Raw genomic sequence first — 22,900 nt, forward strand, 5'->3', positions numbered from 1 at the left:
CTCTATGTTAGAACAACAACTTATCAATGCCCTTTCGCTAGGCAGCGTCTATGCGCTCTTTGCGCTCGGGTTCACGCTGGTATTCGGCGTGCTCGGCGTCATCAACCTGTCGCACGGCGCGATCTTCATGCTGGGTAGTTATGCCGCACTGCTGCTGGTCGAAAAACTGGCACTGCCGCTCTGGCTGGCCATGCTCGCGGCAATGGTCGCCACCGGTCTGATCGGCCTCATCGTCGACTTTCTGGTGCTGAAACCGCTGCGCAAGCGCAATGCACCCCACCTGATTCCCATGATTGCCACCATCGGTGTCGCGATCATGCTGACCAATCTCGCGCAAGGTCTGTTCGGCGCCGAGAACAAACGCTTCCCGGTCGGCACCATCCCGGAAGACAGCGTCACCATCGGCAACATGCACGTCACCGCGGTACAAGTCGGCATCGTCGTCATCGCCTTCGTGCTGATGATCGTGCTGCTGGCCGTGATGCGCCGCACACAGCTGGGCCGCGCGCTGCGCGCCATCGCCGAGTCGCCGAAAGCCGCTTACCTGCTGGGCATCAACGTCGAAGGCCTGTTCTACCTGACCTCGTTTGCCGCCGCCGCGCTGGGGGGCGCAGCGGGCGTGCTGGTCGGCCTGTCCTTCAATGCGATCTCGCCCTTCATGGGCCAGCCGATGCTGCACAAGGGCATTGCCGTCATCATCCTGGGCGGCATGGGCGACATCCGCGGCGCGATGATCGGCGGTTTGTTCCTCGGCTTTGCCGAAGTGCTGACCGTGGCGTACATTTCGAGCGACTTCCGCGATGCGGTGGCGTTCGGTCTCCTGTTTTTGATTTTGTTGGTCAAGCCTTCCGGCATGTTCGGCAAAGTGCTGGAAAGAAAGGCTTAATCCCATGAGTATGATGGAATGGTGGGATGGATTCTGGGCGACGTATAACACCGTCATCTTCAGCGTCGGCGTCAACGCCATGCTGGCCCTGTCAATCTACGTCACGCTGTCGTGCGGCCTGCTGTCGCTGGCCAACGCAGCGTTCATGGGGATCGGCGCTTACGCCGCATCCCTGATAACCATGCAGGCAGGTCTGCCCTTCCCGGTTGCGCTCGCAGCCGGCGGCATCCTGCCGGCGCTGGTGGCACTGGTGATCGGTATCCCGACGCTGCGCCTGTCTGGCGTCTACCTCGCGATGGCCACACTGGGCTTCGGCGAAGTGGTGCGCGTGGTGGTGCTGAACATGGAAATCACCGGCGGCCCGATGGGCCTGAACGGCGTTCCGCCGGTCACCGAGTGGTGGCACATTGTGCTGCTGCTGGGCGTGACGGTGTATTTCCTCGCCCGCGTACGCCGCTCCAAGATCGGCCGCGCCTTTGAAGCGATCAAGGAAGACGAAGTCGCCGCCCGCCTGATGGGCGTCAACGTGGCCGGCTACAAGCTGCTGGCCTTCGTCATCGGCGCAGCGATCGCCGGTGTTGCCGGCGCCTTGAACGCGCACTACACCTTCACCATCGGCCCCAACAACTACGGTTTTGAAAACGCCGTGGATATCCTGACCATGGCCGTGTTCGGCGGCACCAGCAACCTGATCGGCCCGATGATCGGCTCGACCATCCTGTCGCTGCTGCCTGAAGTACTGCGCCATTTCAAGGACTTCCGCCTGGCCGCCAACGGCCTGATCCTGATCCTGGTCGTGCTGTATCTGCCGAAGGGCATCTGGGATCCGCGCCGTATTCGTGCATTCATGCAACGCCGTAACAGCAACAACTCTGCAAGCAAGAAGGTGAACTGATGCTTTTACAATTCAACCAGATCAGTAAAAACTTCGGCGGTTTGCAGGTTCTGCAAGGCGTCCAGTTCCATGTGCCCGAAGGCGGCATCTTCGGTCTGATCGGCCCCAACGGCGCCGGCAAGACCACCGTGTTCAACCTGATCACCGGCCTGCTGCGCGCCTCTTCCGGCAACATCGTGTTCGACGGCCAGGACATCGGCAACGTCGCCCCGCACAAGATCACCGAACGCGGCATCGCGCGCACCTTCCAGAATATTCGCGTGTTCAAGGAAATGACGCTGCTCGAAAACGTCGTGGTGGGCATGCACGATCACCTCGACTACGGTTTCGGCGGCCTGCTGCTGAACCTCGGCTCGTTCCGCAAGATCGAGAAGGAGGCCCGAGAACGCGCGCTGGAGCTGCTGTCCTGGGTGCGTCTGGACCACAAGGCCGACATGCTGGCCGACAGCCTCTCCTACGGCGAGCAGCGCAAGCTGGAATTCGCCCGCGCGCTGGCGACCAAGCCCAAGCTGCTGTTGCTGGACGAACCGGTGGCCGGCATGAACCCGGCGGAAAAGACCGAGCTCATGGCAGAAATCATCAACATCAAGCAACGCGGTTTCTCGATCTTCATGATCGAGCACGACATGCGTTTCGTGATGGGCCTGTGCGACCGCGTCGCCGTGCTCAACTTCGGCAAGATCATCGCCGAAGGCACACCGGATGAGATCAAGAACAATCAGGAAGTGATCGAGGCCTACCTCGGCAAGGAAGAAGCATAACCATGAGCCAGACAGTCCCAAAAGTCATTCTGCAAGTCCAGGACCTGGCGGTTTCCTACGGCCATATCGAAGCCGTCAAAGGCATCAGCCTGACCCTGAACGAAGGCGAAATCACCGCGCTGGTCGGTGCCAACGGCGCCGGCAAGAGCACCTCGTTGCTGGCCATCTCCGGCCTCGTTAAAGCGACGCGCGGCAAAGTGCTGTTTAACGGCGCAGACCTCACCCAGCAGTCGCCGCACCGCATCGTCGGCAGCGGCGTGGTGCAAGTCGCTGAAGGCCGTGCCACGCTGACCACGCTGACCATCGAAGAAAACCTCGCCCTGGGCGCCTACACGCGCAAGGACAAGGCTGCGGTGGCTACCGACCTGGAGTGGGTCTACTCGCTGTTCCCTGTCCTCAAGCAACGCGCCAAGGGCCTCGCCGGCAACCTCTCCGGCGGCGAACAGCAAATGCTCGCCATCGGCCGCGCGCTGATGGCCAGACCCAAGGTCTTGCTGTTGGACGAACCGTCGATGGGCCTGGCGCCGCTGATCATCCAGGAAATCTTCCGCATCGTGCAAGAGATCAACAAGACCGGCATGACGGTCCTGCTGGTCGAACAAAACGTGCGCCAGGCGCTGCGCATCGCGCAACGCGGCTACGTGCTCGAAACCGGCAAGATCGTGCTGGAAGACAGCGGCGCCAACCTGCTGCACAACCCGAAAGTGGTCGAAGCCTATCTGGGCGGCTGATCGGTTCGGTTTCACTGCAAACAAAAACAGCGGCCTCAGGGTCGCTGTTTTTGTTTGTACCGGCCGAATGCTTTACCATCGTGCGTTATTGCTATTGCCAACATTGCCCTCTCCCTCATGCCGACTTTCGATTCCTCTCTCGTCTGGTTCCGTCGCGATCTGCGCATCAGCGACCACGCTGCGCTGTATTACGCGCTCAAACAAAGCAAGCAGGTGCATTGCGTGTTCGTCTATGACCGCGACATCCTCGACGCGCTGCTGGCCGACGGCCTGCAAGCCGATCGCCGCATCGACTTCATCATGGCCTCCATTACCGAACTCGACGCCGCCTTGCGCGAGGCCGGTGGCGCACTGATCGTGCGCCATGCCTCGGCGCAGCAAGATATCCCGGCGCTGGCGGCAGAGCTTGGCGTCGACGCCATCTTCACCAACCATGACTACGAACCACAGGCGATCAAGCGCGATGCGGCGGTCAAGAAACAATTGGAAAAAGACGGCCGCCAATTGCTGACCTACAAGGATCAGGTCATCTTTGAAAAGGACGAAGTACTGTCGCTGGCGGGTCGTCCCTTCTCCGTCTTCACACCGTACAAGAATGCATGGATGAACAAGCTATCCGGTCCTGGCGGCGACTTCTATCTCAAGCCTTATCCGGTGGATGCCTATTTCGCACAACTCGCACCACCTTCAAAGAAATACCACAAGGCCTTGCCGACACTGGAAGACCTCGGCTTTCTGCCGACCAATCTGAAAGACTTGCGTATCCCGACCGGCATGTCTGGTGCAGCACAATTGCTGGAAGACTTCTTGCCGCGTTTGGGCAAGTACGGCGATACGCGCGACTTCCCTGCCGTCAAGGGACCGTCCTACCTGTCGGTGCATCTGCGTTTCGGCACGATCTCCATCCGTACGCTGGCCCGTACTGCCGTCGAGGCCATGCGCATCGGCGAAGGCCGCCGCGGCGCGCCGGTGTGGTTGTCGGAACTGGTGTGGCGCGATTTTTATTTCATGATCCTGTTCCACCATCCACGCGTTGTTGAGCGCTCTTTCAAGGCGGATTACGACGCGATTCAATGGGAAGGCGGCAAGCATGCGCGCGAGATGTTTGCCAAGTGGTGCGAAGGCCGCACCGGTTACCCCCTGGTCGACGCCGCCATGCTGCAACTGAACCAGACCGGCTACATGCACAACCGTCTGCGCATGGTGGTGGCGAGCTTTCTGACCAAGGACCTGGGGATCGACTGGCGCTGGGGCGAGAAGTACTTTGCCGATCAGCTCAATGACTTCGACCTGTCGGCCAACAACGGCGGCTGGCAATGGGCGTCTTCTTCAGGGTGCGATGCGCAGCCGTATTTCCGTATCTTCAATCCGATTACGCAGTCAGAGAGGTTTGACGCGGAGGGGAAGTTCATCCGGCGGTATCTGCCTCAGCTGGCCGGCTTGCCGGATAAGTATGTTCATGCGCCCTGGTTGTGTTCTGCTGACTTGTTGAAGTCTGCCGGGGTCAAGTTGGGGAAGGATTATCCGGAGCCTATGGTGGATCATGCAGAGGCGCGGAAGAGGACGTTGTTGAGGTATGCGGTGGTGAAGAAGGATTTGGGGGATGAGGATTGAGTAAGCGTTTTGGTTCGACAACCAGTTTCGCTGATCGAATCTTTTCTTTCTTCGACCGACCGTGCCGGGGATAGCCCGGCGTCAGCAGAGGAAAATCGGGAAGGGAAAACAACTCGCTTCGCTCAGACATTTTTCTCTTCTTAATCCGATTTTCCTCTGCTGACGCCGGCTACTCTCAAGCGGACTTCGAGACTGACTCGCTGCGCATCGCCAGTCTCGGGGCCGGTGATGCAATCAACTTCTTCCGGTCTCTTTTGTGTCGTCCCAGCGAACGCTGTGACCCAGTGGTGTCAGCGTTCCGCTGAGGTCAGCATCGCAGGGATTTTAAAACTTCTCGCCCACAAGCTCCCCCGCCTTCTCCCACAACGCATCGGCCCGCTTCGGATCAATTGCATAGGGACGCACGCCGACACTGAATGCACTGACAACCGCATCATCCGACAAGATTTCCCCAACATGGCAATCCTCGCAATAGCGTCCGCCGATCATTTCTGCATCAGCGACGATGCCGGCCCACAGGGTTGTTGCCGCTCCTTGCGCGACGGTTTTCACTTCAAATGGCTGATGTCCTTGCGCCAGATGCTGTTCATTCATCGCGGTGAATGCGGCCTGGAAGGCTTCTGGTTCCATGTTGCGGATCAGTTCCGTCTGAATCACGCCGGGATGAATGCTCGCTGCGCGCACGCCGCGATGACGATAGCGCGCGTCGAACGCAAACGCCAGCAGTGCGTCGCCGGTCTTGGAGCGGCCATAGGCAACCCATGGATCGTAGGGCGTGTTCGCAAAGTTCGGATCCTCAAGATCGACGTCTGCAAAACGGTGGCCGTTGGAAGATAGCACGATCAAGCGAGCCTCCTCCTTCATCAAGGGTGCAAGACGGTTAGCCAGTACATAGTGACCCAGCACGTTGGTGCCGAATTGAAGTTCGAAGCCGTCTTTGGTGTGCTCAAACGGCGTCGCCATGATGCCGGCATTGGCGACCACCAGATCGAAGGGTTTCTTCGCGGCGACTATCGCATCGCTCACCGCCCGCACCGACGCAAGATCGGCCAGATCCATCCGGATGATTTCAAAACGGCCGCCGCTTTGCTCTGCCGCATCGCGCACGACTTTCGTGGCGTTATGTGCTTTGCCGAGATCGCGCACCGTGCCGATCACTTCCGCGCCGCGCGCCACAAGGGCACGCGCCGTTTCCACGCCCAGCCCTGCCGAGACACCGGTGATGAAGGCGCGCTTGCCGCGCAGATCGATATCGCCCAGTACATCGTCTGTTGTCGATTTCGCATCGAAGTGTTTGATAGTCAAGATTCTCTCCTGTGAAGTTAAGGACGCGGTGATCGCGCCCGTCTTGCCCAAGATACGCTCCCGACCTCGCGCCTACTCGCCAAAACTGCGCAAATTCTTGCCTGATCTGCTCATTTCATTGATCTCGCTCTCAAGTCATGCCACACTGGATTCATGAAAGACTTACTTGATCAGATGTGCCGGCGGGTGCTGCGTCACGCCGACGACAAGCAGTTGGACACCGCCATTCCACGTCTTGCCATCGGCGCCTTCCGGCAACCGGAGCCGACATTTACAGCCGTTGCCGCCGGTGTATGCCTGGTTCTTCAGGGTGCCAAGCAGATGATGGTCGGCAAGAAAATGCTGCGCTATGGCGCCGGCGGTTGTTTCGCATCGCTGATCGAGTTGCCGACGACTTGTTGCATATTCGAAATGGACGGCGACAAACCTTATCTAGGTACGGGCCTGACGCTGGACCATGAGATCTTCACCGCGCTGATTGCCGACATGCCCGGGGCGCCATCGAAAAAGGAGTTTTTAGGCTTCCACATTGAAACAGTTTCCCGCGAAGTGCTGGAAGCCTGGGATCACCTTCTGGCCTTGCTCGACACGCCGAAAGACATTCCCGTTCTCGCCGCCTCGAGAGAGCGAGAGTTGTTGTATCGTCTGCTCCAAAGTCCTCACGGGCCGTTGCTGCGGCAGATAGCGCGCGAAGAAGGCCGGCTGGCGCAGATCAGAAGAGCCATCGACTGGATGCGTAACCACTTCGATGAATCATTCCCCATCGAAACCGTGGCAGACATCGCCGGGATGAGCGTTGCATCCTTCAACCGCCACTTCCGCACAGCGACTTCGACGAGTCCTTTGCAATATCAAAAAACGCTCAGGCTCCAGGCTGCGCGACGCCTGCTGGCATCCGACGTCGACGCCACCCGCACCGCCTACGCCGTGGGCTACGAAAGCCCGTCGCAATTCAGCCGCGAGTACTCACGACTGTTCGGAAGGCCACCAAAACAAGACGCCTCGCAATTGCGAGAAAGCATCAGCGATATTTCCAGCGTGATAGTTTGAGACCTTCATACTGGGTTCCAGCCGACGCTGGGCCCCAGTGGCGTATGTGCACCACTCAACCGCCGACACAACACGGGGTTCCAACTTCCGTTGGAACGACGAACTTAAAAAGACCAGAGAAATTTAAACCACCTCCGTCCCCTAGCGATGCGAAGCGAGCCGGTCTCGAAGTCCGCTTGAGAGTAGCCGGTGACGGCAGGTGCAAATCGGAAAAAGAAGGGAAAAATGTCTGAGCGCAGCGAGTTGTTTTCCCTTCCCGATTTGTGCCTGCCGGCGCCGGGAACCCCGAAGGGGCTACGACCCAGCGGCCGCCTTCTTTTGCTTACTTTTCTTGGCGGAGCAAGAAAAGTGAGCGGCTGCCGGGCCGCCCCCGGCTAGGTTGATCGAAGAAAGAAAACCCGAAGCTATCCAACACCGCCAGTCGGAACAAAAAAGAGCAGCCGAAGCTGCCCTTTTCCCAACACAACAACAAAACCAATCAAACAAACTTGCCGATACGGCCAACCACAGCCTCGCGCACCGATCCGCTGGTGATAAAAGAATGCGCCACCTGAATATCGTTGTGGAACCAGCGATCGCCGTCCAGACATGCCGGGATCTGCTTGCGGATCTCTTCATACGCCGCCTGCGTGCCCTCGCCCAGCACGAAATCCTTGAGCAGTTCTTCCGTCATGGTCAGGCCTTGTGCCGCCAGCAGCATCTCCACACCGACGATGTATTGCGTGTTGGCGACGACAGTGGCGGCCTTGCGCGCGCACCAGGTCGAGTTGGAGATGTGATCTTCGCTGTTGCCCTTGGACGGGATGCTGTCGACGCTGCCCGGCATGGACAGCGTGCGGTTTTCCATCACGAGGGAACTCATCGAGCACTGCACCACCGGATAACCGGTGTTGACACCACGCACGCCGCTCATCAGGTTGCGCGGCAAGCCCCACGACAGGGTCGGGTCGATCAGACGCGCGATACGGCGTTCGCAGATGCTGCCCAGATCAGTGATGGTCATGGCGAGCAAGTCCATCGCCTGCGCCAGATACTGGCCGTGGAAGTTACCGCCGGAGATGATTTCAAAACCGCCGCCTTCCTTGTCAAAGATCAGGGGGTTGTCGGTGGCGGAATTGATTTCCTTGTCGACGATGGTGTCGATGTAGTCCAGCGCGTCAAACACCGGGCCGTAGACTTGCGGTGCACAGCGCAGCGAGTAGACGTCCTGGATGCGCGACGAATACGGAATATCGGTACGACGCAGTTCATCCGGCAATTGCACCGAACGCGCTTCGTGGGTCGTGCGGGTGGAGCCTTTGAGCAAGGTGCGGACAACCGCCGCTGTCTTGATCTGACCGGCGTGCGGACGCGCTTGCTGGATGCGTGGATCGAAGGCGGACATCTCTGCACGCATGGCTTCCAGCGTCAGGCCCAGCGATACGCAGGCGTCGGTCAGCAGGTTGCGCGAATCGTGTGCCGCCAGCACGGCCACGGCCAGCGAAGCGGTGCAACCATTGATCAGCGCAGAAGCATCCTTGGCTTTGAGATCAAACTTGACCGGGCCGATGTCGGCCTTGGTGATCGCTTCCGGCGCGCTCATGCGCTTACCCTGGTACATCACTTCGGCTTCGTCGAAACCGACGATGGCTGCAGCCAGATAGGCTAGCGGCGCCAGATCGCCGGAAGCGCCGACCGAACCTTTCTGCGGCATGATGGGGTGAATACCGGCATTGATGAAGGCCAGAAGGCGATCGACCACTTCCACGCGCGGCGCGGAGTAATTGCTGGCGAAGGCATTGGCGCGCAACAGCATGGTGGCGCGGCTGACTTCTTCCGAGAACGGCTCGCCGATGCCGGCGCTGTGGGCCTTGATCAGCTGGGTCTGAAACAGCTCGATATGTTCAACCTTGATGCGGGTGTCTTTGAGCAAACCGACACCGGTGTTGAAACTGTACATCATGGGCGCTTCATCGTGCATCCAGGTGGATTCGATGAAGTCGCGGCTTTGCTTCAGCGCGGCGCGGGAGGAATCCGCCAAGGCGACTTTGGCATAGGTGCCGTTCTTTGCGCGTGCAACGCTGACAACTTGCTCCGCGTTGAGGTTAAAACCGTCGATGGTGATGGTGGTCATTGGATTTCCTTGTCTTTCTTTGTCAGTCAGGAACGCCTGCACAGAGGCAGGCGCTTCTCCTGTCGATACATGAACGGCGGATTACTTCGCACCGGCTTCAAACCAGGCGCCGATCAAGGCGCGCTCTTCATCGGTCATGTGCGTCATGTTGGCCAGCGGCATGTCCTTGGTCTGGACTGCGCGCTGGTAAACCTTCGCAGCGTGCTGGCGGATCAGCTCAGGCGTCTGCAGCATCATGCCTGCCGGCGCAGTGGCGAAACCGGCTTGCGTCGGTTGCGCCGAGTGGCAGCTGGCGCAACGTTGCGTGATCACTTCCTGCACGCGGGCAAAGTCTACGCCGCTTGCGGCAGCGGCGACAGGTACAGTTGTGGAGGTAGTTGCCGTTACGCTTGCAGTGTCAGCGGAGGCGGCCGAGCTGGCAGGAGCGACCTTCGGCAGCGGCTTCGGTGCGATCGCAATCGCCACAGCCAGCAACAATGCACAACCGGCAATCGGGAAGCCGATCGAGACCTTGCCGGCATGACGCAGGTTGAAGAAGTGACGGATCAGCACGCCGGCAGCCATGATCGCAGCCAGCACCAGCCAGCTGTACGCGTGGGTGTAGGTCATCGCGTAGTGGTTGCTGATCATGATGAACAGAATCGGCAGCGTGAAATAGTTGTTGTGCACGCTGCGCTGCTTGCCCTTCTTGCCATAGATGGGATCAGGCGACTTGCCTTGCTTCATGGCTTCCACCAGCTTGCGCTGACCGGGAATGATGACCATCAGCACGTTGCCGACCATGATGGTGCCGATCATGGCGCCGACGTGGATGTAGGCAGCACGACCGCTCAACAGGTGCGTCAGCATGTAGGCTACGGCGACGATGAAGAGGAACATCACCAGGCCGAGCAAGCCTTCACGTTTGCCCAGCGGGGATTTGCACAGCAGGTCATAGACGATCCAGCCGACCAGCAAGGTGCCGAGGCCGACACCGACCGATTGCAGACCGGAGAGATCGGCGACCGACTTGTCGACCATCATGGCCGAGGCGTTGAAGTAGTAGACGATGAACAGCATCGCGAAACCGGTGATCCAGGTGGCATAGGCTTCCCACTTGAACCAGTGCAGTTCTTCCGGCAATTCGGAAGGCGCGACGAGATACTTCTGCGGGTTGTAGAACCCACCACCGTGCACGGCCCACAACTCACCGGACACGCCCTTCTTGGCCAGGTCGCTGCCTGGCTTCGGAGGACGGATGGAGTTATCCAGCCAGACGAAATAAAACGATGCGCCGATCCACGCAATCCCGGTGATCAAGTGCAGCCAGCGCACCAGCAGATTGAGCCACTCCACGCCATACGATACGAACAATGCTTCCATGTCTTCCCCACGTTTGTTCCTCACCTGCCACTGCGGGCACTTCAGATGAGCGAGGCCGGGCCTCAAATCACAAAACGGTCGATCCGCATCGGGTTCGCTTGAAAACGAACCCGATCCGGATAAATAAGAAGACTTGCGCAGAGCGTCTCCTGCCTCTGCGTAAATCCTCGTTACCTGCTGCCGCGACGACCTTGATGGCGATTGCCATCTGTTATTTTTTCTCAGTCGCGGCCTGCGCACACGGAAGGGGGCGACTGGGATGGTGGAACGATAAACGTGTTGGGCTTTTAAAACATTGCCATCAGCTTATATTTGACATACGCATATTCATATACAACAATGGTCGCGTTATGTGGGAACCTCTATCACTCAAAAAATATAATAACTAGAGTAGAGACCAACATACATCAACAAGTGTGGCCACCCTCCACGGGTAAGAAGGCTGTTCAGCGCGCCCTGCGCAAACGCCCGCCTCGCGTTACCAGTTACCCGGAGACAATGATGTCCAGGCTGCCAGACCATCTCGATATTCACCTGATTCGCATCCTCTATCTGTTGCTGTGCGAAAAGAACGTTTCGCGCGTGGCGCTGAAACTTAACCAGCCGCAACCGTCGATCTCGGCATCGCTGCGCAAACTGCGCGAGCTCACCGGCGATCCCTTGCTGGTGCGCGGCGCACGCGGCATGGTGCCGACCCAGCACGGCGAAAGCCTGCTGAAACCGGCCAAGCGCATCCTGGAAGAAACCGAGCGCCTGTTCGTGCCCAAGACCGCCTTCGTCCCGCAGGAAGAAGCGCGCACCTTCCACATCGCCGCGCCGGATTACATGAACACGCCCTTCTTCACCGAAGTCATCGCCCGCCTGCGCCGCGAATCGCCCAAGAGCCACATCGTCATCCATGCGCTCGGACCGGAGACCGACTACGTGCGCCTGTTGTCGGACGGCGAACTCGACCTCGTCATCGCCAACTGGGACGAACCGCCGCCACATCTGCATCTGTCCAAACTGTTCGACGACCCCATCGTGTGCCTGATGCGCTCGGATTGCGCCTACGCCAAGCGCACCGCCAAGGATGCGATGACGATAGAGGATTATCTGAGCCTGCCGCATGCGGCGCCGTCGCAGATCTTGCCGGGCTATCACGGCACCATCGACAGCTTCCTTGAAAAGCAGAATCTGCACCGCAACGTCGTGGTCGAGTCGGCGCATTTCCGCATGCTGCCTTACATGGTGGCGCAGACCGATCTGGTGCTGACCGCCGGCCAGCAGTTCGCCAGCTTCTATGAAAAGACCTTGTCGCTGAAAAGTTATAGTGTGCCGATCAAGTTTCCACCGCTGCGCTTTTATCAGTTGTGGCACGAGCGCGTGCATCAGGCGACCGAGCATAAATGGCTGCGCGCGCAGGTGAGCGCTGCCGCCAAGATGCTTGCCAACTAAGGCTTTGCGGCAACATTCTCGTCACTACGCTTATATCCACATACAGAAAACGAGTATTGGCCGGCTTATATATTGAACTGGGTGATTTACTTTAGTATCGGCCCACAAGCCTGTACGAAGGATCTTGCTCAGAATCTGCACCCTTCTGCAAGGACTTGACGAGAGGCCGCAGCAAGCTGCATCCAGCTTGCGACGGCCTCCATATAAAAAACTTGGAGACAGCCATGACAACCGAAAGCCCTCAGGGTCACCCGGTAGACGAAAGACTACCGATACTCAAACTCGCCGCGTTGGGCATGCAGCACGTACTCGTGATGTATGCCGGCGCTATCGCAGTACCGCTGATCGTGGGCGGTGCCCTAAACCTGCCAAAATCTGAAATTGCCTACCTGATCAGCGCCGACCTGTTCTGCTGCGGCCTGGTCACCATCATTCAAAGCCTCGGTATCTGGAAGTTCGGCATCCGCATGCCGGTCATGATGGGCGTCACCTTCGCCGCCGTCGGACCGATGGTCGCCATGGCCAACAATCCTTCACTGAGCATCCTTCATATTTACGGGGCCGTCATCGCGGCAGGGATATTCTGTATCCTGGCATCGCCCTACATGAGCAAGCTCATGCGCTATTTCCCGCCGGTGGTCACCGGTACCGTGATCACGGTCATCGGCGTATCGCTGATGGGCGTGGGCATCAACTGGGCCGCAGGCGGACAACCCATCATCGGCAAACTGGTCGACGGCGTCTTCGTCAAGATTCCCAACCCCGACTACGGCTCGCCGCTCAGCCTCGCCATCGCCGCCATCGTCCTCGTCTCCATCCTTCTCATCACCAAATACGTCAAAGGCTTCATCGCCAATATCTCGGTGCTGATGGGCATGATCGTCGGCTTCGTCATCGCCTTGTCGCTCGGCAAGATCAGCTTCGACGGCCTCGGTGCGGCAGAATGGTTTGCGGTGATCAAGCCGTTCCACTACGGCTGGCCGCAGTTTGACGCCGGCTCCATCATCAGCATGTGCCTCGTCATGATCGTTACCATGATTGAATCGACCGGCATGTTCATGGCGCTGGGCGACATCGTCGAGAAAAAAGTCGACGACAAGACGCTGGCCCGCGGTCTGCGCGTGGACGGTCTGGGCACGGTGATCGGCGGGGTTTTCAATACCTTCCCCTACACCTCGTTCTCGCAAAACGTCGGTCTGGTGGGCGTTACCGGCATTCGCAGCCGCTATGTCTGCGTGGCCGCCGGCGTGATTCTGGCGGCGTTCGGCCTGTTCCCCAAAATGGCGCACGTGGCCGCTTCCATCCCGCAATTTGTGCTGGGAGGCGCAGGCATCGTGATGTTCGGCATGGTGGCCGCAACCGGGATCAAAATCCTGGCCAAGGTCGACTTCAACACCAACCGCAACAACCTGTTCATCGTTGCCATCAGCATCGGCGTCGGCATGATCCCGATTGTCGCGCCGACCTTCTTTGACAAAATGCCCGGCTTCTTGTCCACTATCTTCCATAGTGGCATATTGCTTGCATCAACCATGGCAGTGGTGCTGAACGTATTCTTCAACGGGCGCGGCAGCGATGAAGAAGTTGCCAACTATGCGCTGGCAGCCGCACAGAGTTCGGATCATTAGGATTTAAGCAGACAGCAGACCATGGCGAGTCCCGCTCGCCGGCAGTATTCTTGCAGCATGACAGAACGGCGGGACCGTCCTGCCAACATAGTCAGAACAGAAGCAATCGTAAGCAAACTACGCAACAGGTATCAGGATGACCACACTAGAACAATTGAACAGCAGCGCCGCACATGACGTCCCGGCTTTCGTCAAGACCCTGCACGGGATTTACGAGCACTCGCCATGGATTCCGGAACGGGCAGCCAAGCTCGGCCCTTTCGCCAACATCACGGCCCTGAAGCAAGCGCTGCAAGGCGTGGTCACCAGTGCTGAGCGTGCAGAACAGCTCGGCCTCATCCGCGCCCACCCGGAACTCGCAGGCAAGGCCGCCATCGCCGGCGAACTGACTGCCGAGTCCACCGGCGAGCAAGCCAAGGCCGGCCTGAACCTGTGCACGCCGGAAGAATTCGCCACGCTGCAAAAGCTCAACGGCGACTACAACGCCAAGTTCGGCTTCCCCTTCATCCTCGCGGTCAAGGGCGCCACCGGCAAAGGCCTGACGCGTCAGCAGATCATCGCCACCTTCACCCGCCGCCTGCGCAACCAGCCGGAAGACGAACTGCGCGAAGCGCTGCGTCAGATCGGCCGCATTGCAGAAATGCGCATCAACGACCTGCTCGGCACCACCCCGGCCATCGGCGCCACCATCATGGAATGGGCCGAAGAAATCGGCGCCTGGAGCGAAGACGAAGGCGCGCTGACCTGCACCTACATGACCGACGCCCATCGCCGCACCGCCGACCAGATCGCGCACTGGATGCGCGAAGCCGGCATGCACGCCCACATCGACGCAGTCGGCAACGTGGTCGGCCGCTACCTCTCGACCGACCCGCAAGCCAAGACATTAATGACCGGTTCTCACTATGACACGGTGCGCAACGGCGGCAAATACGACGGCCGCGAAGGCATCCTGCTACCGATCGCCATCGTCAAGCATATGCATGAAAGAGGCGAAACCCTGCCCTTCCATTTTGAAATTGTCGCGTTCTCGGAAGAAGAAGGCGTACGCTTCAAAAGCACCTTCCTCGGCAGCAAAGCCATCATCGGCCAGTTCGACCTCAACCTGCTCGACCTCACCGACCGCGACGGCATCACTATGCGAGAAGTACTCACGCAAGCCGGCCACGACGTCACCGCGATTCCCAAGATTGCACGCGATCCATCCGACCTGCTCGGCTACGTTGAAGTCCACATCGAGCAAGGCCCGGTCTTGCTCAACCGCGACCTGCCGGTCGGCATCGTCACCTCGATTGCCGGCAGCTCGCGTCACCTGGTGCATCTCAAAGGCGTCGCCAGCCACGCCGGCACCACACCGATGAACATGCGCAAAGATGCGGCGGCAACCGCCGCAGAAATCATCCTCTACGTCGAGCAACGCTGCAGCCAGGACCAGCACGCCTCGCTAGTCGGCACCGTCGGCCAGTTGCAAGTACCCAACGGCTCCACCAATGTCATCCCCGGCGCCTGCACATTGTCGCTAGACATCCGCGCCGCCCGAGACGACATACGTGATGCTGCGGTCGCCGACGTGATCAAGAAGATCGAAGAAATCTGCCAACGCCGCAGCGTCGACGTCACCTTGGAAAAAACCGTGGCAGCCCCCGCGGCACCGTGCGCCAACTGGCTCATGCACCAACTCGCCGCCGCCACCGAACGCGCCGGCGTCAAACCATTTGAACTGGCATCCGGCGCAGGCCACGACGCCATGACCATCGCCAAGATGACCGACGTCGCCATGTTGTTCACACGTTGCGGCAACGGCGGCATCAGCCACAATCCGCTCGAAACAATGACGGCGGATGACGCCGAAGTGTCGGCGCAAATCCTGCTGGATTTCTTGCGGAATTTTAAAGCGAAGGTTTAGGCCAGTAGAAGCAGCAAACGTCGTGACGACACTGGGTCCCAGCGTTCGCTGGGACGACAGAGTAAACAGTTACCGCAAAATGCAGCAAGCACGATGCCGAAGGCGAGCCCCCGGCAAAGCGAAGCGAGCCGGTCTCGAAGTCCGCTTGAGAGTAGCCGGTGACGGCAGGTGCAAATCGGAAAAAGAAGGGAAAAATGTCTGAGCGCAGCGAGTTGTTTTCCCTTCCCGATTTGCGCTTGTCGGCGCCGGGAACCCCCGAAGGGGGCTACGAACTTGCGGTCGCCTTCTTTTGCTTACTTTTCTTGGCGAAGCAAGAAAAGTGAGCGGCTGCCGGGCCGCCCCCGGCTAGGTTGATCGAAGAAAGAACAGTATCAGCAACACAGCAAAAAAGAACCAAAGCACCAATCAACAAAACCAGGCAAAGCGTTAATAGGGTTTAAAAGGGACTCCACTATCACCGGCGCCGCATCAACACCCAACACCAAACACAATCCAGCGAGTCCCCAATGAGCAAAACCCTCTTAATCAAAAACGCCACCGTCGTCGTCACAATGAACGACACAAGAGAAGAAATCAAAACCGGCGCCATCTTCATCCGCGACAACGTCATCGAACAAGTCGGCAAGACAGAAGACCTGCCCCAGACCGCCGACGAAATCATCGACGCAAGCAACCACGTCGTGCTGCCCGGCCTGATCAACACTCACCATCACATGTACCAAAGCCTCACGCGCGTGATCCCCACCGCGCAAGATGGCGAACTGTTCAACTGGCTCACCAATCTCTACCCGATCTGGGCCGGCCTCACACCGGAAATGATCAAGGTTTCCACGCTCACCGCGATGGCCGAACTGATCCTCTCCGGCTGCACCACCAGCAGCGACCACCTCTATATTTATCCGAACAAGACTCGCCTCGACGACAGCATCGAAGCCGCACAGCAAATCGGCATGCGCTTTCACGGCGCGCGTGGCGCGATGAGCGTCGGACAGTCCAAAGGCGGCCTGCCGCCGGACCGCGTGGTCGAAGACGAAAAAGACATCCTGCGCGATACGCAACGTCTGATCGAGACCTACCACGACCACAGCCGCCACGCCATGCAACGCATCGTGGTCGCGCCCTGCTCCCCCTTCTCGGTCTCGCGCGACCTCATGCGCGAGGCAGCGAACATGGCGCGCAGCTACAAAGTCTCGCTACACACCCACCTCGCCGAAAACGTCAACGACATCGCCTACAGCCGCGAAAAATTCAACATGACGCCGGCCGAATACGCCGAAGACTGCGGCTGGGTCGGCCACGACGTCTGGCATGCACACTGCGTCCAGCTCGACGACCACGGCATCGACTTGTTCGCACGCACCGGCACCGGCGTGGCGCACTGCCCCTGTTCCAATATGCGCCTGGCCTCCGGCATCGCTCCGATCCGCAAGATGATCGATGCAGGCGTGCCGGTCGGCTTGGGCGTCGACGGCAGCGCCTCCAACGACGGCGCCCACATGATGGGCGAAGTGCGCCAGGCCATGCTGCTGCAACGCGTCGGCTTCGGGCCGGACGCGATGACCGCACGGCAGGCATTGGAGATCGCCACCCTGGGCGGCGCCAAAGTGTTGAATCGTGACGACATCGGTGCACTGAAGCCGGGCATGTCGGCCGATGTGGTGATGTTCAAACTGGACCAGATCGGTTTTGCCGGCGCGCTGCACGACCCGGTTGCAGCGCTGGTGTTCTGCACGCCGCCCAATGTGTCCTACAGCATCATTAACGGTCGCGTGATTGTGCGTGACGGCCACTGCACAACAATCGATCTCGGATCCGTCATCGAGCGCCATAACGCGCTGGCATTTGAACTAGCCGATGCAGCAAACTGACATGCAGTAAGCAGCACAACACCAACAATCAAAGCAAAAAGAAACGACATTCCGGCCCGCTCTATCCGAGCAGCCCGGAATGTTTTGCCATGCGCCGTCGACACAATTGCACGGTGGAAATGCATCAGGCATGAGAATTGCATTTTAGGTAACGCCACACATGACTGGCGCAATGTTTTACAGTCCACTGAACAGCAAAGGTATCTCCATGAAAATCGCCAACATGAAAATCGGCCAACGCCTGGCCATCGGCTTCGGCATCGTGATCATTCTGCTGGTCGCCATTACGGCGCTCAGCAACGTTCAATTGGGCAATCTCAACAGCAGCATCAACCTGATCACCAAAGACCGTTATCCCAAAACCGTGCTGGCCAACACCATCCAGATTCAGGTCAACAAGATCGCCATTGATATCCGCGACATCATGCTGACCAGCGACGCCGACAAGATCAAATACCTTGTCAACGACGCCACCGCTGCCGACAAGAAGATGAACGAAGGTCTCGCGCAAATGCAATCGATTGCAAAGACCGAGGATGACAAACGCTTCGTCAAGGACGCCATGACCGCACGCGACGCCTATCTCCCGGTGCGCGACGGCCTCATGAAGCTGGCGCTGGCCGGCCAGATCGACGAAGCCAAAGCCTACCTGCCGCAACAGTTCATGCCGCTGCAGATCAAATACTTCATCGCGCTCGACGCCATGTTCGATTATCAGGGCGGCCTGATGGACGCCGCCGGTGACAAAGCCAGCAGCGAATCCGGCAGCGCGCGGATGATCATCAACACCCTCGCCGGCATCACCCTGCTGCTGTCGGCCGCGGTCGCCTGGCTAGTCTCGCGCAGCATCACGCGTCCGCTGACCGAAGCAGTCGACGTTGCCCGCCGCGTCGCCGACGGCGACCTCACCACCAAGGTTGAAGTCAAATCCACCGACGAAACAGGCCAGCTCATGTCCGCGCTGCAGACCATGAACGGCAACCTCTACAACATCGTCAGCCAGGTACGACAAGGCACCGACACCATCGCCACCGCGTCGAGTGAAATCGCCACCGGCAACATGGATCTGTCAGCGCGCACCGAACAGCAAGCAGGCTCGCTGGAAGAAACCGCCTCGGCCATGGAAGAACTCACCTCCACCGTCAGGCAGAACGCCGACAACGCACGCCAGGCCAATCAACTCGCCGTATCAGCCTCCAGCGTCGCGGTGGACGGCGGCACTGTGGTCGGCAAGGTGGTCGAAACCATGAGCTCGATCAACGACTCATCCAAAAAGATCGTCGACATCATTGGCGTGATTGATGGGATTGCTTTCCAGACCAACATTCTCGCCTTGAACGCCGCTGTCGAAGCAGCCCGCGCCGGTGAACAGGGACGCGGCTTCGCCGTAGTCGCCAGCGAAGTGCGCAGCCTCGCCCAACGCAGCGCCGCCGCCGCCAAGGAAATCAAGATCCTCATCGACGACTCCGTCGCCAAGGTCGACACCGGCAGCAAACTGGTCGAGCAAGCCGGCACCACCATGACGGAAGTCGTCGCCAGCGTAAAACGGGTAACGGATATCGTCGGCGAAATCAGCGCCGCCAGCCAGGAACAAAGCCAGGGCATCGAAGAAGTCGGCCGGGCCATCACCAACATCGACGAAACCACACAGCAGAACGCAGCACTGGTGGAACAGTCAGCCGCCGCCGCGCAGTCGCTGCAAGATCAGGCAGCCAAGCTGATGCAACTGGTGAGCGTGTTCAAGCTGGACCAGAAGATGACGAAGACAGCGGCAACGGCGGGAACGTCGACAGCCATCGCGAAGAAAGCCACCGTCAACATCACGCCGAAAGCGCCCGAGTTGAAACAAGCGCCGAAATCAGCATCAACACCGGCGCTGACATCGTCCTCCAAACTTGCCCCGACTGCTGCCGGAAGGGATGACGATTGGGAGCAGTTCTGACAGGCGATGGAAGGAAAATGAAATCGCCAACGCTTGTGCGTCGAATTCAATCATTCACTCTGACGAATCACTGACAAACAATAATGCCGTGACAATAATTTGCTGGAACATAAAAAAACGGCGCTTTCAGGCGCCGTTTTTTATTTTTTTGTACGCCACTTTTTCTTTACTTTGATTTACTATTTCTCCACTAAAAAATGAGCGAGTCGGTTACGTACCAGAGTCGCTTTCAAGCTAACGAAAAATATCTACATGCTTGTAACGGGGAAATATCAACGTCGAAAAAACTCACCTCGTTCTTATCTTAATCGCGCTCCATCCTTCTCGGTATCCCTGAAATTCTATTGTGGCAGCCATGCCATGCAGGCGACTTTTGGCCTGCGCGCTTTTCCATATCTGAATGCTATGACCGCTTGTGCCAATTCCCGCCTTGGAAGCCATTAGCCATGTCAGAAAAACTCAACGTCGGCGAGGTATACCTCAGCATCTCCACAACGGCGAACACAGCGATACCGGCAACCATGAACACATCCCAACTCAAGAAGTTCTGCGGCTCTCTACCGGCGGCGACATCACGCCTAGCCCTACCGCCATCCAACGTCCTGGTCTACTCCGTGGGCGAAAAAAACTTCGCCTGGTTCAAAACCAGCGATCCGGAAAAATGGCGCTTCAGCTTCCGCGTCAGCCCCGATCGCTTCATCGAATTGACCGATATGCCCGGCATCAAGCCTGCACGCTATATGGCGCGCTTTCACTGGATCACCATTGTGGATGTGCGCAGCATGCCGGAAGATTATCTGAAGGAGCTGGTGCGGTGGTCTTATGACAAGGCATTGGGGAGCTTGAGTGGAAAGCAGCGAAAAGCCCTGTTCGATCTCCCGTAACGTCCTGTCCAAAGCAATTGATCATCGAATACCAGTCCTTCATTCAGGATTAACAAACATCAAAAAAGAACCAAAAGATCTACTTTGCTCTTCCCCACAACTGCCTCATCAGAAAAAGAAAGGTATTGCCGTGTTTTCCAGATTATTTTCCTTTGCCATTCTCATTGTCGTCGCTCTGTTATCCGGCTGTGCCACTCCGGTCGACATGGCGTTTTCCAAAGATCCGACAACGCCCGTACCAGCCGACAAGACTGTCTTCCTGATGACCGCCACAATCAAGAACACCTACTTCACGTCGCACCAGCCGAAAATGCTTGCAACCATGATCGAAAAAGCCGGCGCCGCCAGCGCAGCCGACCGCCTCAATTTCAGGCCAGACAAACTGAGCAAAATTGAGTCCGACACAGTAGATGGCAGTACTTACCTGATCCGCATGGAGCTTGAAAAAGGCGAATATGTTGTGCGAGGATTCAGTTGCATGAGCAGCAGGTTTCCGATTCATGGATTCTATTTCGCTCCGATTCACGCCAAGCTGATTTCCAGTGCTCCCGGCGTTTATTACCTCGGCCATGTCGACGCCAGTGTGCGTGAACGCAAGGACAACGAATTCCGTGCAGGCCCTGTAATTCCGCTAATCGATCAGGCGGTGGCAGGCGCTTCGGGTGGTACGTTTGAGGTTGCGATTTCAGATCAATGGGTGAAAGACGAAAGTCAATTCAAAAGCAAATTTCCAGCCCTTCAGTCTGCGGATATTCAAATGGCGATCTTGCCTGAGTTTGACAGAAAGGCGGCGCAGCAATGGTGGGAAGACCACTGATCCCGCCAGCATCCGATTAAAAATGTCTGCGCCGACGCCTGCTTGATTCGACAACGCGGCGCCCGGCCAGAATCTGTAGATAAAATCAAAAAGGGGGACACATGTCTTTCATCAAACGACGCCTGCTCGCCATCATCACACCGCTGATTCTGCTCTCCGGCTGCGCCGGAACAAATTTTGTCAAGCAAGACCTGTCCACCCTGAATCTGGGCACTACAACAGAAGCCGAGATTCAGAAGAGAATGGGGACGCCAAATCGCAAGGGTGAGATATTAAAAAACAATGAGATGGTGCAATCGTCGACATATGCCTATGCGACCGTTGGTGGACAACCACAACATTTCGGCGTTGTTCCGGCCCGATCCCAAGCGTTTTTCTTCCATAAGGGAATCCTGATCGGCAGCAATTTCAGCAGCTCTTTCAAAGTAGACGGTACTGATTTTTCTTCCAATAAAGTCACCGGCATTGAAAAAGGAAAAACTACCAAGACAGAAGTAAAAGCCTTGCTTGGCGAACCTGGCGGTACTTACATCGCCCCTCTCACGGTAAGCCCTGCGGAACAGGCTTTCGTCTATCAATATACGCAGGTAAAGTCCGGCTTCCTGAAACCGATCATCTACTCGCAATTGCTTGTCGTCTCGTTTGATCCGCAAGACGTCGTGTGCAATGTAGAGTATTCAACTTCAGGCAGCAGAGAATAATTCTCTCGGCTGCACCACCTCGCCGCGGGCCTTAATGGCCTGTCGGTTTGTGGTTTTCCTCATTCAGCTGACAAGCGTCGGCGCGACTATTTGCACAAAAATATGACATTTCGGCATCTGTTTAAATTTTCAACGCTGGCGCTTCTTTGCTTTGGCATGAAAGCCGCAGTTTCACAACAGCTTCCGCTCACGCCCAACGAGTTTGCACAAATGGCGGCTGAGCGAATGCATAAAGAGTTGCCTGATGTCGACTTTAAAGTCGTTGGACATCTGGAACTGGATGGAAAAGATGCCAGCGGAAAAAGCATCGGCAACATGTACCTCGACCGCATTTTTTCCTTTTGCCTGCGCAACGCATCCAATTGCGACGCCGGCCTGAATCAGTATGCAAAAGGCATTGCCGAGACAGTCAAGGAGCGTAACCGTCCCGTGACCCAAGCCATGCTGCGTATTGCCATTCGTCCGGAAGAATATCTGGAACAGCTACGCAAACAACCGGGCCTCAGCAATCAAAAAGTCTATACACGCCCTGTTGCTCTTGGCTTGGTCGCCATTCCGGTAGTTGACTTCACCAGAACAACACGATTTGTCGTGGATAAAGATCTGGAAAAACTGGGAATCAGCGAAGAGGACCTATTTAAAATAGCCGCGCAAAATCTTCGCGACACGACCAAGCCTCTGGCAACAGTTTCGGTGATTCCGAAGGCCGATTCACTTGGGCAAATCAGTGGAGAAGACTATGCGTCGAGCAGACTCTTCTTTCATTCGGACTGGAAAGAACTGGCGAGAAGTCTTCACAATCAATTGATTGTCATCGCTCCGACTCCCGATACGCTGCTCTATGGCGATGCCTCTCTTCCCGGCACTGCGGATGCATTGCGCACCTTGGCCGGGCGCGTTGCACGCGGCTCCTCCAAACCTCTTTTCCTGCAACTGCTGCGTTGGACCGACGATGGGTGGGAAATCTACAAACAATAGCTCTCCCCTTCCAGATTGACGT

The 22,900-nt window shown here is 57.8% G+C and carries 18 protein-coding genes; 15 read left to right on the forward strand and 3 right to left on the reverse strand.

What is annotated here, in order from left to right; genetic code table 11:
• Positions 1-4 precede the first annotated feature (4 nt).
• The 5 genes from hmeg3_RS16945 to hmeg3_RS16965 all read left to right on the forward strand — a co-directional run bounded on the left by hmeg3_RS16945 (position 5) and on the right by hmeg3_RS16965 (position 4,887).
• A complete protein-coding gene (locus hmeg3_RS16945) occupies positions 5-886 on the forward strand; it encodes a branched-chain amino acid ABC transporter permease (RefSeq protein ID WP_094564759.1) in 882 nt (293 codons plus the stop codon).
• Between the two features lie 4 nt (positions 887-890).
• Positions 891-1,781, forward strand: a complete 891-nt coding sequence (locus hmeg3_RS16950) for a branched-chain amino acid ABC transporter permease (protein ID WP_094564760.1) — start codon at positions 891-893, stop codon at positions 1,779-1,781.
• Positions 1,781-2,542 (forward strand): ABC transporter ATP-binding protein, encoded by a 762-nt coding sequence (locus hmeg3_RS16955; protein WP_094564761.1) that lies wholly within the window; start codon positions 1,781-1,783, stop codon positions 2,540-2,542. Before hmeg3_RS16950 ends, hmeg3_RS16955 begins: the two co-directional genes overlap by 1 nt.
• A 2-nt stretch (positions 2,543-2,544) precedes the next feature.
• Positions 2,545-3,273 (forward strand): ABC transporter ATP-binding protein, encoded by a 729-nt coding sequence (locus hmeg3_RS16960; protein ID WP_094564762.1) that lies wholly within the window; start codon positions 2,545-2,547, stop codon positions 3,271-3,273.
• Positions 3,274-3,390: 117 nt separating this feature from the next.
• Positions 3,391-4,887, forward strand: a complete 1,497-nt coding sequence (locus hmeg3_RS16965; RefSeq protein ID WP_094564763.1) for a deoxyribodipyrimidine photo-lyase — start codon at positions 3,391-3,393, stop codon at positions 4,885-4,887.
• 324 nt (positions 4,888-5,211) lie between these two features.
• Here hmeg3_RS16965 and hmeg3_RS16970 read toward each other — a convergent pair whose 3' ends face one another.
• Positions 5,212-6,192: an SDR family NAD(P)-dependent oxidoreductase gene (locus hmeg3_RS16970; protein WP_094564764.1), complete on the reverse strand. Its 981-nt coding sequence runs from the start codon at positions 6,190-6,192 to the stop codon at positions 5,212-5,214.
• A gap of 213 nt (positions 6,193-6,405) precedes the next feature.
• Here hmeg3_RS16970 and hmeg3_RS16975 point away from each other — a divergent pair, with 213 nt between their 5' ends.
• Complete coding sequence (locus tag hmeg3_RS16975; RefSeq protein WP_232511693.1) at positions 6,406-7,242, forward strand: AraC family transcriptional regulator; 837 nt, start codon at positions 6,406-6,408, stop codon at positions 7,240-7,242.
• 478 nt (positions 7,243-7,720) lie between these two features.
• On the opposite strand, the gene hutH is transcribed toward hmeg3_RS16975, so the two are convergent.
• Together hutH and hmeg3_RS16985 are read right to left on the reverse strand one after the other, a co-directional pair.
• Positions 7,721-9,355 carry a histidine ammonia-lyase gene (gene hutH, locus hmeg3_RS16980; protein WP_094564766.1) on the reverse strand — a complete coding sequence of 545 codons (1,635 nt, stop codon included), beginning with the start codon at positions 9,353-9,355 and terminating at the stop codon, positions 7,721-7,723.
• Positions 9,356-9,436: 81 nt separating this feature from the next.
• Positions 9,437-10,717 carry a urate hydroxylase PuuD gene (locus hmeg3_RS16985; RefSeq protein WP_094564767.1) on the reverse strand — a complete coding sequence of 427 codons (1,281 nt, stop codon included), beginning with the start codon at positions 10,715-10,717 and terminating at the stop codon, positions 9,437-9,439.
• A 501-nt stretch (positions 10,718-11,218) separates the two neighbouring features.
• Between hmeg3_RS16985 and hmeg3_RS16990 the strand changes: the two genes are divergently transcribed.
• The 9 genes from hmeg3_RS16990 (at position 11,219) to hmeg3_RS17030 (ending at position 22,878) form a co-directional block, all read left to right on the forward strand.
• Positions 11,219-12,154, forward strand: a complete 936-nt coding sequence (locus hmeg3_RS16990; RefSeq protein WP_094564768.1) for a LysR substrate-binding domain-containing protein — start codon at positions 11,219-11,221, stop codon at positions 12,152-12,154.
• A 224-nt stretch (positions 12,155-12,378) separates the two neighbouring features.
• On the forward strand, positions 12,379-13,782 hold the full coding sequence (locus hmeg3_RS16995) for a nucleobase:cation symporter-2 family protein (protein WP_094564769.1): 1,404 nt from the start codon (positions 12,379-12,381) through the stop codon (positions 13,780-13,782).
• Positions 13,783-13,918: 136 nt separating this feature from the next.
• Entirely contained in the window at positions 13,919-15,688 is a 1,770-nt protein-coding gene (locus tag hmeg3_RS17000; RefSeq protein ID WP_094564770.1) for an allantoate amidohydrolase, read from the forward strand.
• 506 nt (positions 15,689-16,194) lie between these two features.
• A complete protein-coding gene (locus tag hmeg3_RS17005; RefSeq protein WP_094564771.1) occupies positions 16,195-17,556 on the forward strand; it encodes an 8-oxoguanine deaminase in 1,362 nt (453 codons plus the stop codon).
• A gap of 208 nt (positions 17,557-17,764) precedes the next feature.
• Positions 17,765-19,498, forward strand: coding sequence for a methyl-accepting chemotaxis protein (locus tag hmeg3_RS17010; protein WP_094566415.1), 1,734 nt, complete (start codon positions 17,765-17,767; stop codon positions 19,496-19,498).
• A gap of 446 nt (positions 19,499-19,944) precedes the next feature.
• Positions 19,945-20,382: an MmcQ/YjbR family DNA-binding protein gene (locus hmeg3_RS17015; protein WP_232511694.1), complete on the forward strand. Its 438-nt coding sequence runs from the start codon at positions 19,945-19,947 to the stop codon at positions 20,380-20,382.
• A complete protein-coding gene (locus hmeg3_RS17020; protein WP_157739297.1) occupies positions 20,345-21,199 on the forward strand; it encodes a hypothetical protein in 855 nt (284 codons plus the stop codon). The genes hmeg3_RS17015 and hmeg3_RS17020 overlap by 38 nt, the downstream gene beginning before the upstream one ends.
• 101 nt (positions 21,200-21,300) lie before the next feature.
• Complete coding sequence (locus hmeg3_RS17025; RefSeq protein ID WP_094564773.1) at positions 21,301-21,900, forward strand: hypothetical protein; 600 nt, start codon at positions 21,301-21,303, stop codon at positions 21,898-21,900.
• Positions 21,901-22,002: 102 nt separating this feature from the next.
• On the forward strand, positions 22,003-22,878 hold the full coding sequence (locus hmeg3_RS17030; protein WP_157739298.1) for a hypothetical protein: 876 nt from the start codon (positions 22,003-22,005) through the stop codon (positions 22,876-22,878).
• Positions 22,879-22,900: the final 22 nt, after the last annotated feature.

The sequence above is a fragment of the Herbaspirillum sp. meg3 genome, from assembly GCF_002257565.1.
In the GTDB taxonomy this organism is placed as follows: Bacteria; Pseudomonadota; Gammaproteobacteria; order Burkholderiales; family Burkholderiaceae_D; genus Herbaspirillum.

Excerpts from the sequence above, each read along its gene's own strand:
- hutH (WP_094564766.1), bottom strand. The coding sequence starts at position 9,355 with ATGACCACCATCACCATCGACGGTTTTAACCTCAACGCGGAGCAAGTT.
- hmeg3_RS17005 (WP_094564771.1), top strand. The coding sequence starts at position 16,195 with ATGAGCAAAACCCTCTTAATCAAAAACGCCACCGTCGTCGTCACAATG.
- hmeg3_RS17015 (WP_232511694.1), top strand. The coding sequence starts at position 19,945 with ATGTCAGAAAAACTCAACGTCGGCGAGGTATACCTCAGCATCTCCACA.
- hmeg3_RS17000 (WP_094564770.1), top strand. The coding sequence starts at position 13,919 with ATGACCACACTAGAACAATTGAACAGCAGCGCCGCACATGACGTCCCG.
- hmeg3_RS16990 (WP_094564768.1), top strand. The coding sequence starts at position 11,219 with ATGTCCAGGCTGCCAGACCATCTCGATATTCACCTGATTCGCATCCTC.
- hmeg3_RS17025 (WP_094564773.1), top strand. The coding sequence starts at position 21,301 with ATGTCTTTCATCAAACGACGCCTGCTCGCCATCATCACACCGCTGATT.
- hmeg3_RS16950 (WP_094564760.1), top strand. The coding sequence starts at position 891 with ATGAGTATGATGGAATGGTGGGATGGATTCTGGGCGACGTATAACACC.
- hmeg3_RS17010 (WP_094566415.1), top strand. The coding sequence starts at position 17,765 with ATGAAAATCGCCAACATGAAAATCGGCCAACGCCTGGCCATCGGCTTC.
- hmeg3_RS17030 (WP_157739298.1), top strand. The coding sequence starts at position 22,003 with ATGACATTTCGGCATCTGTTTAAATTTTCAACGCTGGCGCTTCTTTGC.
- hmeg3_RS16985 (WP_094564767.1), bottom strand. The coding sequence starts at position 10,717 with ATGGAAGCATTGTTCGTATCGTATGGCGTGGAGTGGCTCAATCTGCTG.
- hmeg3_RS16995 (WP_094564769.1), top strand. The coding sequence starts at position 12,379 with ATGACAACCGAAAGCCCTCAGGGTCACCCGGTAGACGAAAGACTACCG.
- hmeg3_RS16960 (WP_094564762.1), top strand. The coding sequence starts at position 2,545 with ATGAGCCAGACAGTCCCAAAAGTCATTCTGCAAGTCCAGGACCTGGCG.
- hmeg3_RS16955 (WP_094564761.1), top strand. The coding sequence starts at position 1,781 with ATGCTTTTACAATTCAACCAGATCAGTAAAAACTTCGGCGGTTTGCAG.
- hmeg3_RS16945 (WP_094564759.1), top strand. The coding sequence starts at position 5 with ATGTTAGAACAACAACTTATCAATGCCCTTTCGCTAGGCAGCGTCTAT.
- hmeg3_RS16965 (WP_094564763.1), top strand. The coding sequence starts at position 3,391 with ATGCCGACTTTCGATTCCTCTCTCGTCTGGTTCCGTCGCGATCTGCGC.